Origin of the sequence: Chryseobacterium sp. LAM-KRS1, assembly GCF_013184525.1 — a bacterium.
GTDB classification, from domain to species: Bacteria; Bacteroidota; Bacteroidia; order Flavobacteriales; family Weeksellaceae; genus Chryseobacterium; species Chryseobacterium proteolyticum.
The window spans coordinates 46,144-61,674 of record NZ_JAAOIZ010000002.1 but is presented as its reverse complement, the minus strand read 5'-3'; the positions used below and the strand labels follow the sequence as shown (position 1 = coordinate 61,674).

The 15,531-nt window shown below is 34.7% G+C and carries 15 protein-coding genes; all 15 read left to right on the top strand.

Annotated elements, in window-relative coordinates; all coding sequences use genetic code 11:
* The first annotated feature begins 36 nt into the window (after window positions 1-36).
* The 15 genes from G9C87_RS04180 (at window position 37) to G9C87_RS04110 (ending at window position 15,484) form a co-directional block, all read left to right on the top strand.
* The gene (locus G9C87_RS04180; RefSeq protein ID WP_172278468.1) at window positions 37-744 is read left to right on the top strand and encodes an SDR family oxidoreductase; all 708 of its coding nucleotides are present in this window, start codon (window positions 37-39) and stop codon (window positions 742-744) included.
* 148 nt (window positions 745-892) lie between these two features.
* A complete protein-coding gene (locus G9C87_RS04175) occupies window positions 893-1,639 on the top strand; it encodes an electron transfer flavoprotein subunit beta/FixA family protein (protein WP_065394252.1) in 747 nt (248 codons plus the stop codon).
* 43 nt (window positions 1,640-1,682) lie between these two features.
* Window positions 1,683-2,630 (top strand): electron transfer flavoprotein subunit alpha/FixB family protein, encoded by a 948-nt coding sequence (locus G9C87_RS04170; protein ID WP_172278466.1) that lies wholly within the window; start codon window positions 1,683-1,685, stop codon window positions 2,628-2,630.
* 107 nt (window positions 2,631-2,737) lie between these two features.
* Window positions 2,738-3,337: a bifunctional nuclease family protein gene (locus tag G9C87_RS04165; protein WP_172278464.1), complete on the top strand. Its 600-nt coding sequence runs from the start codon at window positions 2,738-2,740 to the stop codon at window positions 3,335-3,337.
* A 21-nt stretch (window positions 3,338-3,358) separates the two neighbouring features.
* The gene (locus tag G9C87_RS04160) at window positions 3,359-4,741 is read left to right on the top strand and encodes a nucleoside permease (protein WP_172278462.1); all 1,383 of its coding nucleotides are present in this window, start codon (window positions 3,359-3,361) and stop codon (window positions 4,739-4,741) included.
* A gap of 117 nt (window positions 4,742-4,858) precedes the next feature.
* Complete coding sequence (locus G9C87_RS04155) at window positions 4,859-5,401, top strand: RNA polymerase sigma factor (RefSeq protein WP_172278460.1); 543 nt, start codon at window positions 4,859-4,861, stop codon at window positions 5,399-5,401.
* The gene (locus G9C87_RS04150) at window positions 5,379-6,131 is read left to right on the top strand and encodes a hypothetical protein (protein WP_172278458.1); all 753 of its coding nucleotides are present in this window, start codon (window positions 5,379-5,381) and stop codon (window positions 6,129-6,131) included. Before G9C87_RS04155 ends, G9C87_RS04150 begins: the two co-directional genes overlap by 23 nt.
* A gap of 82 nt (window positions 6,132-6,213) precedes the next feature.
* Window positions 6,214-7,281 carry a hypothetical protein gene (locus G9C87_RS04145; protein WP_172278456.1) on the top strand — a complete coding sequence of 356 codons (1,068 nt, stop codon included), beginning with the start codon at window positions 6,214-6,216 and terminating at the stop codon, window positions 7,279-7,281.
* 76 nt (window positions 7,282-7,357) lie between these two features.
* Complete coding sequence (locus G9C87_RS04140) at window positions 7,358-7,744, top strand: hypothetical protein (protein ID WP_172278454.1); 387 nt, start codon at window positions 7,358-7,360, stop codon at window positions 7,742-7,744.
* Complete coding sequence (locus G9C87_RS04135) at window positions 7,741-8,160, top strand: hypothetical protein (RefSeq protein WP_172278452.1); 420 nt, start codon at window positions 7,741-7,743, stop codon at window positions 8,158-8,160. Before G9C87_RS04140 ends, G9C87_RS04135 begins: the two co-directional genes overlap by 4 nt.
* 63 nt (window positions 8,161-8,223) lie before the next feature.
* The gene (locus G9C87_RS04130) at window positions 8,224-9,402 is read left to right on the top strand and encodes an acetyl-CoA C-acyltransferase (RefSeq protein WP_172278450.1); all 1,179 of its coding nucleotides are present in this window, start codon (window positions 8,224-8,226) and stop codon (window positions 9,400-9,402) included.
* Window positions 9,403-9,601: 199 nt separating this feature from the next.
* Complete coding sequence (locus G9C87_RS04125; RefSeq protein WP_172278448.1) at window positions 9,602-11,092, top strand: MFS transporter; 1,491 nt, start codon at window positions 9,602-9,604, stop codon at window positions 11,090-11,092.
* Window positions 11,093-11,273: 181 nt separating this feature from the next.
* Window positions 11,274-13,439, top strand: coding sequence for a M12 family metallo-peptidase (locus G9C87_RS04120; protein WP_172278446.1), 2,166 nt, complete (start codon window positions 11,274-11,276; stop codon window positions 13,437-13,439).
* Window positions 13,440-13,616: 177 nt separating this feature from the next.
* Window positions 13,617-14,543: a mevalonate kinase gene (locus G9C87_RS04115; RefSeq protein WP_172278444.1), complete on the top strand. Its 927-nt coding sequence runs from the start codon at window positions 13,617-13,619 to the stop codon at window positions 14,541-14,543.
* A gap of 11 nt (window positions 14,544-14,554) precedes the next feature.
* Window positions 14,555-15,484: a UbiA family prenyltransferase gene (locus G9C87_RS04110; protein WP_172278442.1), complete on the top strand. Its 930-nt coding sequence runs from the start codon at window positions 14,555-14,557 to the stop codon at window positions 15,482-15,484.
* The last annotated feature ends 47 nt before the right edge of the window (window positions 15,485-15,531 follow it).

Below are 15,531 nucleotides of genomic sequence, written 5' to 3'. Positions count from 1 at the left end.
GCGTTTTTTTTATTTTAGGGAATTAAAGTGAAATGTATGATCGAAAATAAAGTAGCCTATATAACAGGAGGAACCAAGGGGATAGGTTTTGGAATTGCCAGGATTTTATTGGAAAACGGAGTATCAGTTGCCTTTTCAGGACGTAAAAGAGAAGATGTAATGAAAGCAGAAAAAGAATTGCAGCCATATTCCGGACAGGTTTTAGGGATTGTTTCAGATGTGAGAAGTCTTGAAAGTGAAGAGGAAGCTATAAAATACACTGTACAGAAGTTTGGAAAAGTAGATTTTGTAATTGCGAATGCAGGATTAGGGATATTTAAGCCCGTAGATGAACTTACTGTGGAAGAATGGAATACTATGATAGGAACAAATTTAACCGGCGCTTTTTATACGTTAAAAGCTTCAGTTGAGGAGTTAAAGAAGACGGAAGGATATTATATTACAATTTCAAGTCTGGCAGGAGCTAATTTTTTTGAAAACGGAACTGGTTATAACGCCTCAAAATTTGGGGTTGTTGGTTTTACACAGGCCGCAATGATAGATCTAAGAAAATATAATATTAAAACAACAGTCATTATGCCGGGATCTGTAGCGACGAATTTCAACGGGAATGTTGTTTCAGAAAAAGATGCATGGAAAATTCAGCCTGAAGATATGGGAAATCTGGTGTTGGATATTTTAAAAATGAATCCAAGGGTTTTACCTAGTAAGATAGAGTTCAGGGCGACTAAACCGGCAAAATAAATACATTTAATGTATTGAATAATAAAATCATAAGTATTATGCATGCATAATATATTTTTTATTTATATTTACAGAAATTAATCAAACAAAATCTCTGCATAACAACACCAGGCTTTTATGCAATAAAGAGAAAAATAAAATAGTACACATGAAAATATTAGTTTGTATTAGTAGTGTTCCGGATACTACTTCCAAAATTAACTTTACAGCAGATAAGTCTGCTTTCGACAAAAACGGAATTCAGTGGGTAATCAATCCATTAGATGAATTTGCGTTGACAAAGGCAGTTAAACTTCAGGAGTCCCAAGGAGCTACAGTGACGGTTATTAATGTAGGAGATGCTGCAACGGAACCGGTTATCAGAAAGGCATTGGCAATTGGGGCAAATGATGCAGTTAGAGTAAATCTTGATCCAAAAGATAGTTATTCAACAGCTAAAGAAATTGCTGCTGTTGCTCAAAATGGAGGTTACGATCTTATCCTTTGTGGAAAAGAGTCTATTGATTATAATGGAGGTTCTGTTCCCGGAATGGTAGCACAGTTGCTAAATCAGCCGTTTGTGAATGCATCTGTTGGTTTGGATGTTAATGGAAGCGAAGCTACTGCAGTAAGAGAGATTGAAGGAGGTAAAGAAACGATTTCTGTAAAACTTCCTGCTGTGATTGCCGGACAGAAAGGTTTGGTGGACGAAAAAGATCTAATTATTCCTAATATGAGAGGGATTATGTCTGCAAGAACAAAACCTTTGCAGGTTGTTGAGCCTACTTCTTCTGAAGTGAAAGTTCAGGGAGTTTCTTATGATAGTGTTCCTCCAAGAGCTGCTGTGAAAATGGTTTCTCCGGACAATCTGGATGAGCTGGTAAGATTACTTCACGAAGAAGCTAAAGTGATCTAAATCTTTTAATTATTAAATTTTTTAATCTTTTAATTCAAAAAAAATGGCAGTATTCGTATACGCAGAAAATATAAACGGAGTTTACAAAAAAGCAGCTTTTGAAGCAGTTTCGTATGCTAAAGCTATTGCTGATCAGGCGGGAGATACCGTTACAGCAATTTCTGTAAACCCTACAGATTCTTCAGATTTATTATATAAATATGGAGCATCTAATGTCATCAATATTAAAGACGAAGGTCTTAAAAACTTTTCAGCAAAAGCATTTGCTCAGGCAGTGAGTGAGGTGGCGAATGGAAACATAATTGTTTTTCCTCATACTACCGATGCTTCTTCCGTAGCTCCTATGTTAGCTGTAATGAAGAATTTTTCTTTAATTACCAATGTATTGGCAGCTCCTGAAAGTATTTCTCCGTTCCAGGTGAAGAGAAGAGCTTTCTCAGGAAAAGGATTTATGCATGCTAAAGCTGAAGGGACAGGAGTAATTATTACTGTTTCTCAAAATGCTTTCGGAATTAAAGAGAATCCGGTGTCAGGTTCTGAAGAGGTGAAAAACTTATCAGTGGCTAATGAAGATACTAAGGTGGTTTCTCATGAACAAAGCTCAGGGAAGTTGGATCTTAAAGAAGCTGAAATTGTAGTTTCAGCGGGAAGAGGTTTAAAAGGTCCTGAAAACTGGGGAATGATTGAAGATCTTGCCAATGTTTTAGGTGCGGCTACAGCTTGTTCCAAGCCTGTTTCCGATATTGGTTGGAGACCTCACACTGAGCACGTAGGGCAAACAGGTAAAGCAATTTCTCCTAACCTTTATATTGCAGTAGGTATTTCCGGCGCTATCCAGCATTTAGCAGGAGTAAACTCTTCTAAAACAATTGTTGTGATCAACAGTGATCCGGAAGCTCCTTTCTTCAAATCAGCAGATTATGGGGTAGTTGGTGATGCATTCCAGATTATACCGGCATTAACTGAAAAAATTAAAGCAATCAAAGGATAAAATTTAGTTTTATACTATATAAAAAATGAAAGTTCGGGTTTTTCCGAGCTTTTATTTTTGTCCAAAAAGTAAAACTTACATTCAAAAATTACTTTATCTTTGTAGCTATGGATTATAAACAGCTAATTATTCGAGGAATATCGTACAGCCAGACCCAATCAGGGGCGTACGCTTTGTTATTGGAACATGAAGAAACACACATAAAGTTACCTGTTGTTATAGGAAATTTCGAGGCACAATCCATTTCTCTTGGTCTGGAGAAAGATATTCATCCACCACGTCCTCTTACCCATGATTTATTTACAAAATTTATAGTTTCGGCAAATTATGAATTGGTGTCCGTGATTATTTATCAAATTGTAGATGGAGTTTTCTTTTCCAACATAAACTTCAAAAATAAAATAACGGAAGAAGAACTGATTTTAGATGCCAGAACTTCTGACGCTGTTGCTATGGCAGTACGCTTTGACGCGCCTATTTTTACCACTCAACAAGTCTTAAATGAAGCAGGAATTCTTTTGGAATTGGAAGATGTTTCCAAGGAGGAACAGTCATTTTCTGAAACAGTTCAGACAGAAGATAATTTAAGATCTCTCTCTATGGAGGAATTACAGAAATTATTGGAAGATGCTGTAAAGGAAGAAGACTTTGACACCGCTTTGGAGATTCAGGAAGAAATCAAAAGGAGGAAAAAGAAAATTGACTAAAGAGATACTTACAATTAAACTATGAATTTAAAATTACGACTTACCATCCTCAGCTTTCTGCAGTTTTTTGTTTGGGGTGCATGGCTGATTACGATGGCTAATTTTTGGTTCGGTACAAAACATTGGGATGGAACTCAGTTTGGAGCTGTTTTCGGAACAATGGGGATAGCTTCTATCTTTATGCCTACCATAACCGGAATTATAGCAGACCGTTGGGTAAATGCAGAGCGGATTTTTTCGGTTTTACAGATTCTTTACGGAATTGTCTTATTTATCTTGCCACATACAGGCGATCCTAATTCATTCTTTTATGTCATGCTGGCTGCTATGTGTTTCTACATGCCTACTATTGCTCTTGCCAACTCTATTTCATATACGATACTGAAAAATAGTAATCTGGATGTTGTAAAAGACTTTCCACCTATACGGGTTTGGGGGACAATAGGATTTATTGTAGCCATGTGGATAACAAATCTTACAGGAAACAAAGCAACCGAAGGACAATTTTATATAGGAGGCGTTGTTGCAATTTTATTAGGAATTTATGCATTAACTTTACCTAAATGCCCACCTCAAAAACTGATTGATAAAAATGCTCCGTTATCAGAGCAATTAGGACTGAATGCCTTTAAACTTTTTGCTAATTATAAAACAGCATTATTCTTTTTATTTTCCATGCTTTTAGGGGCTGCCTTACAGCTTACCAATGCTTATGGTGATGTATTTTTGAGTGAATTTGCTCATTTTCCTAAATATGCAGATTCTTTTGTGGTGCAGAGATCAACAATTATTATGTCGATTTCACAGGTTTCGGAAACACTGTTTATCCTTGCAATTCCTTTCTTTTTAAAGAAATTCGGTATAAAGAAAGTAATGTTGATGTCAATGCTTGCCTGGGTTTTAAGGTTTGGCTTTTTCGCATATGGAATTCCTGAAGGATATGGGCTTGCACTGATTATTCTTTCCTGCATTGTTTATGGAATGGCATTCGATTTCTTCAATATTTCAGGTTCCCTTTTCGTAGAGACCACAACCGATAAAAAGATCCGTTCTTCTGCACAGGGTTTATTTATGATGATGACGAATGGTTTTGGAGCTGTTTTTGGAAGTTATATGGCAGGTTGGGCGATTGATAAATTCTTTACACGTGAATTTACTAATGTAAGTGATTTATCAGCTTATCTGGAAACAACTCCCGATAATCCGACATTTTTAGAAATTCTGAAAAATTCTTTTAATGCAGCTGTTAATTCCGATGGAACTTTGTCCTCTATTGTGATGGTAAAAGACTGGCAGAATATCTGGTTATCTTTTGCTGCGTATGCATTAGTTTTGGCTATTCTTTTTGCTCTTTTATTTAAACACAAACACGATCCTAAAGAAGTAGCCCATATCAATCATTAAAAAAATATTAAGCTTATTATCAATACATTACAATGCACTTTAGAAATAAAGTGCATTTTTTTATTTTTTCAGGCAACCTTTTGTATTTTTCCACGTCTTTAAGATAGAAACTAAAACATGAAGAATTTAGAAGAAAACTTTACACTTGCTAAAAAACAGGATCGGAGGGCTCAAAAAGCTCTTTATGATGCTTTTTCAAGTAAAATGTTGGCTGTTGCGAATTCTTATACCAATAATATCCATGATGCTGAAGATATTCTATTAAATGCATTCCTAAAGTGCTTTACTAAATTGAATGAATGCAGAGATTACAAGAGTTTTCCATTTTGGCTGAGAAAGATCATAATCAATGACTCAATAAATTTTATAAGGAAAACAAAAAACATTTTATATGCAGATGTAGAAATCGCCGATGATTTTTCTGATGACGATTTTGAAGAGGGATTGGAAGAAATTAATCTTGAAGAAATATTTTCTAAAATGCCGCCAGGGTATAGGATTATTTTTAATTTATATGTTTTTGAAGAGAAAAAGCACCAGGAAATAGCTGAGATCCTTAATATCTCCGAAGGGACAAGTAAGAGTCAGTTAAACAAAGCTAAAAGGTGGTTGGTTGAATTTTTTAAAACTAAAGAAAATGAAAAACAAAATGCTGAATAAATTAAAATCCGGATATGAAGAAATGGAGATAAAGCCATCTCATGATCTTTGGAACAAAATAGAAGCAGGTTTGGATGAAGCAGATATTTCAGTTGAAAATCTACCTGTTTCATCGCCTTATAAGTGGTGGAAATATGCAGCAATTATTTTGTTCTTATTATCTTCAGGAATTCTTGTTTATTTTAATATAGACAGGACAAAAACTGCATATACAATTGCCTATGACAAGTCAAACGAGAAAACTGGGACTTTAGATAATAACCCAGAGTTAGTATTCCGGAATGAGCATCTGGATCATTCTGCTATATCTTCGGATATTGTTGATCGTAGTATTGCAACAAATGGTAAAGAGAAGGAAAGAGTAGATAGTATCACATCCAATCGTGATCATAATAGGGCTATTACAAAGGATATTAAAGTGTCAAATTATGAAGCAGATCACGATGTTCATCCTATAGCATCTGGCGTTCAAATAAAGCCTGTTGATCTTGTAATTCCCGAGGAAGAAAAGATATCTGAAAATAAATTAGGTACGGTTAATCAAAAAACTGAGAAAAAAACTGAAAAATATATAGAGGCTTCAGACTTGCTTGTAGGAAGAGAATATGATAAAATACAAGGGAACCTGGAAAAAGGACCATACATAAGAATTGAATTGGATAAATTAAAACCGCACCTTTCAAAAGCTGCTGTAACATTAGGAGTCACTGTCCATACCAAAACAGATTAAAACAATTTCGACTTATAATCACAATATATCATCCAACTCAAATGCAGCTGGACAGCTGGAATAATTAATAAAAATAAGAAAAATGAAAAATAAAGCTCTAATTTCTGCCATCATGATGACTGCTTCTGTACTGGCTTTTTCACAGGAAAAATCAGCGAATTATTACGATTCCCGTTCCCGGGAAACTTTGAAAGAAAAAATTAATAATTATACTGCAAAAATCGACAGTATTATTACTTCAGAAAAGACAAAAATGAATGAAGAGCTTGATGCTGTTGATAAAGACTTTAAGGATGGAAAGATTTCTGCTGATGATAAGAAAAAAATGAATGATGAAATTGCAGTGAAGTATGAAAATAGTATTAATGAAAAGGTTGATGCTGAAAAAGAAAGCTTTGAGGATATAACAAAAGAGAAAGTAAGAAAATCTGTTCTGGGTAAAAGTATTGATGAGAAAAAAACAGATATGAAACGTCTTTTAAATCATGCAGGGGTTCTTATTGGTGGAGGCTTTTTAAATCTTACAGATAAGTCTGCTCCGTTTAATTTTTCTAACGATTCTGAAGAACTTCGTTCAGGAAAGTCAGGGTCTCTTTCTTATCAGTTTAGATTTGAAGTACAGGCAGGAAGTAATGCCAGCCCCGTATTGCTGAATTTTGGAGTTGGGTTGAGATCGGATATCTATAATGTGAAGAAACCAATGGTTTTTACACAAGCTGATGGGAAACTCTTTCAAAGACCTTTTACGATGGGTAATCTGAAATCTTCACAATTAAAAGCAGAATACATTGAAATTCCTCTTGAATTGCAGTTTGTACTAAATCCTAAGTACGTAAATTATGGTGGTGAGAAATTTCTGGATAACAGTCAGCCACAGTTGAGGATAGGTCTTGGCGTATATGGAGGCGTAAAAATCGGAAGTAAAATAAAATACAGATATTCCAATGAAGAGTCAAACAGGAATATTTTTAAACAGAGGATAGAAGATGGGATGAATCCTTTCCTTTTTGGAACAAAATTGAGTATAGGCTATCGTGGGATTAGTTTATATGTGAAAAAGGATCTTACTCCTATTTTTAATGATGATGCCCTGATGAAAAACAAAAACGGAATACAAATTGGTTTAGAAATTTTCAATTTAATGTTTTGATTTTTAATAGGATATCATGATATTGAACACGCTTTTATAAGTGTGTTTTTTTTTGTATTTTGGCATTTTAAGAATTATGAAAAATATTCAGTTAATAGGATCATTATTAGTAATCGCAGGAAGCTTTTTACCGCTGGTTCATGTTCCTGTAATTGGAAACTGGAATTACTGGAAGCTGGATCACTCACTGGCAATAATTTGCTGGATTTTGGGTGTTTGTGCTCTTTTTGGAGTGGTTAACAATCGTTTTAAAATGGGGCAAATTCTAGGCTTTTTACTTATCCTTTTGTTTATATTTACCCTGGTTGCCATTAAAATGCAATCTTTGAATTATTTCAGTTTTCTTCCTTTTGCATCATGGAGAGAGACATTTGCGGGTGTGGTTAAGCTCAAATGGGGATGGATTATAGAGTTTTTAGGAGCTTTCTTATTATTAATTAAAAAAAACACAACAAAAATATGAAACATCTCAACATTTTATTCATTTTGCTTTTTGTCTTAAGTTTTTCACAGGTAAGAGCCCAGCAAAATATTTTTCTGACTTCAGATCAACCTGCAAAATGTCAGAATATAAAAACAGGAAAATTCTTACGTGTGGATATGCCTATTGACGAATGGGTAATGACTGTACAAGACAATATTCAAACAGAATATTATAACAAAGGTAAAGACTATATAAAATCACGATTAGATTTCGTAGATGATTGTAATTATAAAGTTACGCTGATAGCCAAATCTGAAGAAAGCTACCCTATGAAGCTGGGAGAAGTGATGGTAAACAGGGTTGTAGAAACTGATCGTAATTTTATTAAAATTACTTCAGAATATAATAATAAAACGACAGAATTTATAATTAGTAAAGTCGAAGATATGAACTAATTACTATCAAATAAAATGAAGCCGTAAGGTTACATATATCAATAAAAAAAATAAATCATACACATGAAAGAAGTATTCATCGTTTCCGCAGTAAGAACACCAATGGGGAGTTTTATGGGAAGTTTATCAACTGTTCCTGCTACAAAGCTGGGAACTGTTGCCGTAAAAGGAGCATTAGACAAAATTGGTCTTGATCCGAAATTGGTTCAGGAAATTTACATGGGGAACGTATTACAGGCAGGAGAAGGGCAGGCACCTGCCCGTCAGGTGGCATTAGGAGCAGGACTTTCTATCGAAACTCCGTCCACAACAGTAAATAAAGTTTGTGCTTCAGGAATGAAAGCCGTAACAATGGCGGCACAAGCTATTAAAGCAGGTGATGTAGATATAATCGTTGCCGGAGGAATGGAAAATATGTCTTCAGTACCTCATTATTATAACGCAAGAATAGCAACCAAGTTAGGCGATGTTAAAATGCAGGATGGAATGGTTTTAGACGGTCTGACAGATGTTTACAATAAAGTTCACATGGGTGTTTGCGCAGAAAAATGTGCAACAGATTATTCTATCTCAAGAGAGGAGCAAGACCAGTTTGCTATCGAATCTTATAAAAGATCAGCTAAAGCATGGAGTGAAGGTAAATTCAACGATGAGGTTGTATCTGTTGAGATTCCTCAAAGAAAAGGAGAACCTGTAATTTTTGCAGAAGATGAAGAGTATAAAGCTGTTAATTTTGACAGATTGCCAACACTTCCAACAGTATTTAAAAAAGAAGCAGGAACTGTAACTGCAGCTAATGCCTCAACTTTAAATGACGGTGCTTCAGCTTTGATTCTTGTGTCTAAAGAAAAAATGGAAGAATTAGGCCTTAAGCCTTTAGCGAAGATCGTTTCTTACGCTGATGCAGCTCAGGAGCCTGAAAACTTTACAACAGCACCTGCTAAAGCTTTACCTATTGCGCTTAAAAAAGCAGGGTTAGAACTTACAGATATTGATTTCTTTGAATTTAATGAAGCATTTTCAGTAGTTGGTTTGGCTAATAATAAGATCTTAGGATTAGATGCCGCCAAAGTAAATGTAAATGGAGGGGCTGTCGCTTTAGGACATCCACTGGGAAGCTCTGGTTCAAGGATTATTGTTACTCTGATTAACGTTTTAAAACAAAACAATGCTAAATATGGGGCTGCTGCTATCTGTAATGGTGGTGGAGGTGCTTCAGCTATTGTTATTGAAAATATCTAGTATTCAAATTCTTTTTGAATATTTGAATTGGAGCTTTAAAGGCTCCAATTTTTGTTTTAAAACCTGTAATTATTATTCAAGACCTCTACATATCAATAGTATTTAAAGAATTGATAATATATCAGGATATTCTAATTAATAAAAAAAACTGCTGAATATTCAGCGGTTTTTCTATTTTTGTGCATCTAATATATTTGAAATGTCCGAAACAGAGAATCAACGACCAAAAAATATTAAGAATAATCCAAAGATAATGAAGGCCTGGGCAGTGTACGACTGGGCCAATTCTGTTTACTCTTTGGTTATTACCTCTACCATCTTTCCTATTTATTATTCTATTCTTACTACCGCCTATGAAAAGAAGGAGTATGTAACTGAGACAAAACAATGGATTGATGTCCCTGTAAGGCATTTAATAAAAATATTTGGTGAAGAATACAAACCAGATACAGTGTATGGATATTCATTAACGATATCTTTCCTTATTGTTGTATTGCTTTCTCCATTTTTATCTTCTTTGGCAGATACTATCGGAAATAAAAAATCATTTTTACAGTTTTTCTGTTATTTGGGTGCTACTTCGTGTATGGGGTTAGCAATGTTCACAGGAATGCATAATGTCTTTTTGGGCTTGCTTTTTAGTATAACAGCAAGTGTAGGATTCTGGGGAAGTTTAGTATTTTATAACTCTTTTTTACCTGATATTGCGACACCAGACAAGCAGGATGCGCTTTCTTCCAAAGGATATGTATATGGATATATTGGTTCTGTAGTTTTAGTCGTAATTTGTTTACTATTGATTCAGGTTTTTGCTAAAGGAGCTGCACAGCAACTGTTATTTACAAGAATCAGTTTCTTACTAACAGGAGCTTGGTGGTTTGGTTTTTCCCAATATACATTCAAACACCTTCCACAGTTTGGAGATGTAAAAGATAAACTTCCTAAAGATTTGGTTTTGCTGAATTATAAAAATATCTTTAGAAAACATGAAGAACAAGGAGGTCTTTTTGAAGTATTAAAAGATAATATGAGCTTTTATAAGGATATCGCAAAAGAAAGTTTTCATGAACTTTTTAAAGTGGGAAGAGACCTTTTCAAAGATAGAAACCTGAAATTCTTTTTGTCAAGTTTTTTCTTTTACAGTGTGGGAATGCAAACGATCTTCCTTATGGCAACTTTATTTGGGAAAAGTGAAATCAATCTTGCTCAGGACAAGTTGATTGGAACCCTTTTGGTAATCCAGATTGAGGCTATTATTGGTGCTATTATTTTCTCCAGATTATCTAAAAAAATAGGAAATAGAAATGTGATTTCAATTGCAATCATATTATGGATGGCTGCATGTGTATGGGCATATTTTTTAAAGAAAGAAAGTCCAACAGTGGAATACCAGTTTTATGGAGTTGCAGCAGTTGTAGGTTTAGTGATGGGCGGGCTTCAGGCCATGTCCAGATCAACATATTCAAAACTGTTACCTGAAGATTCAATGGAAAATACAACCTATTTTAGTTTTTATGATGTATTGGAAAAAATAGCCATTATTATCGGAACATTTATTTTCGCAACATTGATTGAGCATTTTAATAATATGCGTATTGCTGCCCTTTCAATGACTTTATTCTTTGGGGTTGGTCTTATACTGATTAGGTTCCTGAAGGTCAAAATGCTGAAAGATCGTGATACATTGTAGACGACATAAATAAAAAAGACGCTTATAAGCGTCTTTTTATTTTAACAGGTCTAAAAAATGATAGAAGCATATTGTTAATTAAATAGTCTTTTTGTTATATTGTACTTATCATTTTAATAATTTTCATGATGATTAATCACTAGGTGTAGATTTTTTTTGTTTATTTGTATAAAAATTAATAATGATAAAGAAAATTCTACTTTTTAGCATTTCGTTATGCTTTGTCTTAAATTTTGCTCAGAATTTAAGGCCTGTCTCGCAGAAAATATCAGAATATCATAAACAAGGTAAACACTTTGAGAAGTATGATCTTTTCAATATTAATAGAACTTCACCTAAAATGGAGGAATATAAAAAGGCAGCCACAGATATTACTGCAATGACTATTCATTCTGTAAATCTAAAAAAGTTGGTCAGAGACAAGCCTGAATCTATTGAAATTTCATTCCCTTTCGAAGGAGATAAAAAGCTTACCGTAGAGCTTTACAAGCATCAGATTTTTACAGATAATTTTAAAGTAACCACCAATAAAGGGGAAATTGTGCCATATAACCCTGGGGCGTATTATAGAGGTATCATTAAGGGAGATAATTCTTCGATCGTTGCTTTTAGCTTCTTTGAAGATGATGTAGTTGGAGTAGCTTCATCCTCTGAATTAGGAAATGTTATTGTCGGAAAAATAAAGAATTCGGAAGATTTTGTAAGCTATTCTGAGTCAAAACTTACAGGCACGAATCCTTTTGTTTGTGGAGTAGACGAGTTAAAAGAAAATCAGGTTCAAAAGACAGCATTTGATCCTGCTACTGTTAATAAAGCTGTTACTGAAAACTGTGTCCGGATTTATTATGAAGTTTGTTTTGCTCCTTATCAAAATAACGGCTCCAATACAACAACGGTAACGAATTGGCTTACGGCTGTTCATAACAATATCGCAACACTTTATAATAATGATGATATAAAAGTAGCCCTTAATGAAATTTTTATCTGGACTACTGCGGATCCTTATACAGGAACTCCTGGTGCTAATCTTAGCAGCTTCAGAACAAACAGGCCTACTTTTAATGGAGATCTTGCTCATTTAGTAAATGCTCCGGCTACAACGAGTATTGCCTATCTCAATTCACTTTGCACGGGAAACAAATATGCATATTCGGGCATCTCTCAGACCTATTCCAATGTTCCTGTTTATTCATGGACTATCCAAGCAATGACTCATGAGATGGGACATAGTTTAGGTTCTCCCCATACCCATGCTTGTGCATGGAATGGTAATGGAACAGCAATTGACGGATGTGGTGCACAAGCTGGGTATAGTGAAGGCTGCACAGGCCCGATTCCGGCCACCACGGTAAAGGGTACGATCATGAGCTATTGTCACTTGGTTTCAGGAGTGGGAATAAGTTTTAGTAATGGATTTGGTCCGCAACCTGCAGCACTAATCAGGAGTACCGTAGACTCCAAACCTTGTCTGGGAACCAACTGTACAACACCTTGTGCGCTTAGCATTACGGCTATGAATATTTCTAATGTTACCACAAATACAGCAAATGCTACTATTACGGATGGAACTTCTACTTCATGGAAGTATAAATTGACAACAATGGACGGGACAGTTGTAACATCAGGAAATATAACCACTCAAAATATTAGCTTAGCGAACCTTCAACCGGCCACTTACTACAGACTTTTTGTAGGATCGGGTTGTTCGGGATCAAATGCTTTTCAAAGATCCCAGTTATTTCTAACAGATGCCAATTGGTGTGGAGGTTTATTATTTACGGATACAGGAGGGTTGAATGGTGCTTATGGTAATAATGAAACTATTGTAAAAACTTTTTATCCGAGTTCCGGTTCGGCACTCAGCATGACTTTTACAGAACTTGAACTGGAAGAAGACTATGATTATATGTATATTTATAATGGTCCTTCAACGACTTCACCTTTGTTTGCTAATGGGACTTTAACTGGGAATACATTGCCGGGAGTATTTACTTCTACTCATGCTACAGGTGCTATTACTGTAAGGTTTGTATCGGATCCTGCTGAAACAGGAAGTGGTTGGAAAGCAGGTTTTTCATGTGCTGTTCTAGGTATTGAAGATGTAAGTACAAAAGACAATACCGTGAATATTTATCCTAACCCAGCAAAGAATATGATTGTCATTTCAGCCAAGGAAAACCTCAGATCCTATAAAATGTACGATGAAGCAGGAAGGTTAGTGTTGTCATCCGATTCATTAAAGGGAAATAAATCAGAAGTTAATATTTCATCAATACAAACAGGAAATTATGTAGTTTCTGTAGAAACGGAAAAACAGACGGTAATAAAGAAATTAATAAAACAATAATACCCAATAAAAAAGCCTGATCAAATCAGGCTTTTTTATTGGGTTGATCAGGTTGGAAGTATGAATAAGGCTTATGGTTACAAATCCATTATTGTTCAAAAAATATTGTAATTCGGCCCGGATTTTGATTATATTCAGCAGAATAATCTTAAATTTGCAAAAAGATTTATTGTCAAGATGACGAACCCTCTATTTTACGCAAAAATAATTCTGTTTGGAGAATATGGGATGATAGAAGATTCCCAGGGGCTTGTGGTACCTTATAGTTTCTATAAAGGAGCTTTAAAGTTCTCTGATCTGAATTCTGAATTTGAATTGAAATCAAATCAGCATCTGCAGAAATATTCTGATTTTCTTGCGGATCTTAATCTTTCTGATGACTTCCAACTTAATATAGAAAGTTTTAAAAAAGATATTTCAAATGGACTTTTCTTTGATTCCAATATTCCTCAGGGATATGGGGTAGGAAGTTCAGGGGCTTTAGTAGCTGCTATTTTTGAACGTTATTCTATGAATAAGCTTAACCCGGAGAATATTTCCAAAGAAAATCTCAAAAAACTGAAAGCTGTTTTTGGAGAAATGGAAAGCTATTTTCACGGCAAAAGTTCAGGGATGGATCCTTTAATCTGTTATATGAATCTTCCCATCCTTATCGAAAACAAAGAAAATCTCGGTAGGGTTGCTATTCCTGAAGGGGAAGAAGGAAAAGGAGCAATCTTCCTTATAGATTCCGGAATGACCGGAGAAACCGGCCCGATGATTCAGATTTTCTTTGAAAAAATGAAGACAGAAGGTTTCCGTAAAACATTAAAAGAAGAATTTATCCGTTATAATAATGCCTGTATCGAGGCTTTTCTAAAAAAGGATATGAATCCTTTCTTTAGAAACTTGAAAAAACTTTCACACTGGGCATATGAACATTTTCGACCAATGATTCCGGAAAGTATTTTCAACATATGGAAGAAAGGTCTGGATTCCAATGCCTATTATCTTAAGCTATGCGGAAGCGGTGGCGGAGGATATATACTTGGATTTACCAAGGACTATGAAAAGGCGGAAAAAATGCTTGATGGTTTTAACAAAGAGGTTATTTACAGATTTTAAACAGATTGGGAATGAATTCTGAAAAAGAAACTTTCCAATCAAAAAACTATATATCTAAATCTTTATTTTATAGATTCTCACAGTTCGTGGGCTTTCTTTTAGGCGCAAGGTTTTTTGTAGCGATCTTGCTTACATTTGCGCTTTACGTATCTACTTTTTTCTTATTTAATCAGGAGGAAAGTCTTCGAAATTTTGTCTTCGATTTTAAGGTTCACGGTATTATTTTCTGTACGGTACTGAGCATTCTAGCGGGAGGAATTATCAACCAATTCTACGATTTTGAAAAGGACCATGTGGTGAAACCTTTTCGTACAAGAATTCAAAGTTTTATTGCCCAGAAATATTTCTTGTACGCGTATCTCGCACTAAGTGTTATTTCCCTGGGAGTTGCTTGGTTTATTTCACATAACGTATTTATTTTTTTTCTGATCTATCAGTTTTTTATGTGGTTTTACAGCCATAAGTTAAGCCGTGTATTGTTGCTGAATAACCTTACTTTTGTAAGTCTTACATTATATCCTTTCTTTGGGATGATGGTATACTATGAAACTTTTTCCAAAAAGGTTCTTTTAATGGCCATTTTCCTTTTTTTGATCCTTTTATGCATTGATATTGTAAAAGACACACTAACCAAAAGCGTTGATAAAGCGTTTGGATATACTACAATTCCTAATTATTTCGAAAATAAAACAACTAAAATCATCATCGTATCTCTGCTTATTGTAACAATGGTGGTGTCTATGAAGCTAATTATGAGAACCGGAGTTTCAGGTTTTATGGCTTATTACTTTGTCGGCGGGATGTTTATTATGATTTTATGTATTTATTTACTCCTCAACTACTCCCGGAAAAGCAAGTTCATAACATTGAACATATTAAGACTTTGGGTCTTTGTAGGAATTATTGCGATGCTTTTGAACGGGATCGAAAGTAAATTTTAAAAAATATTTTTTAAAAAGACTAAGGTTATTATTACCTTTGCAAAATT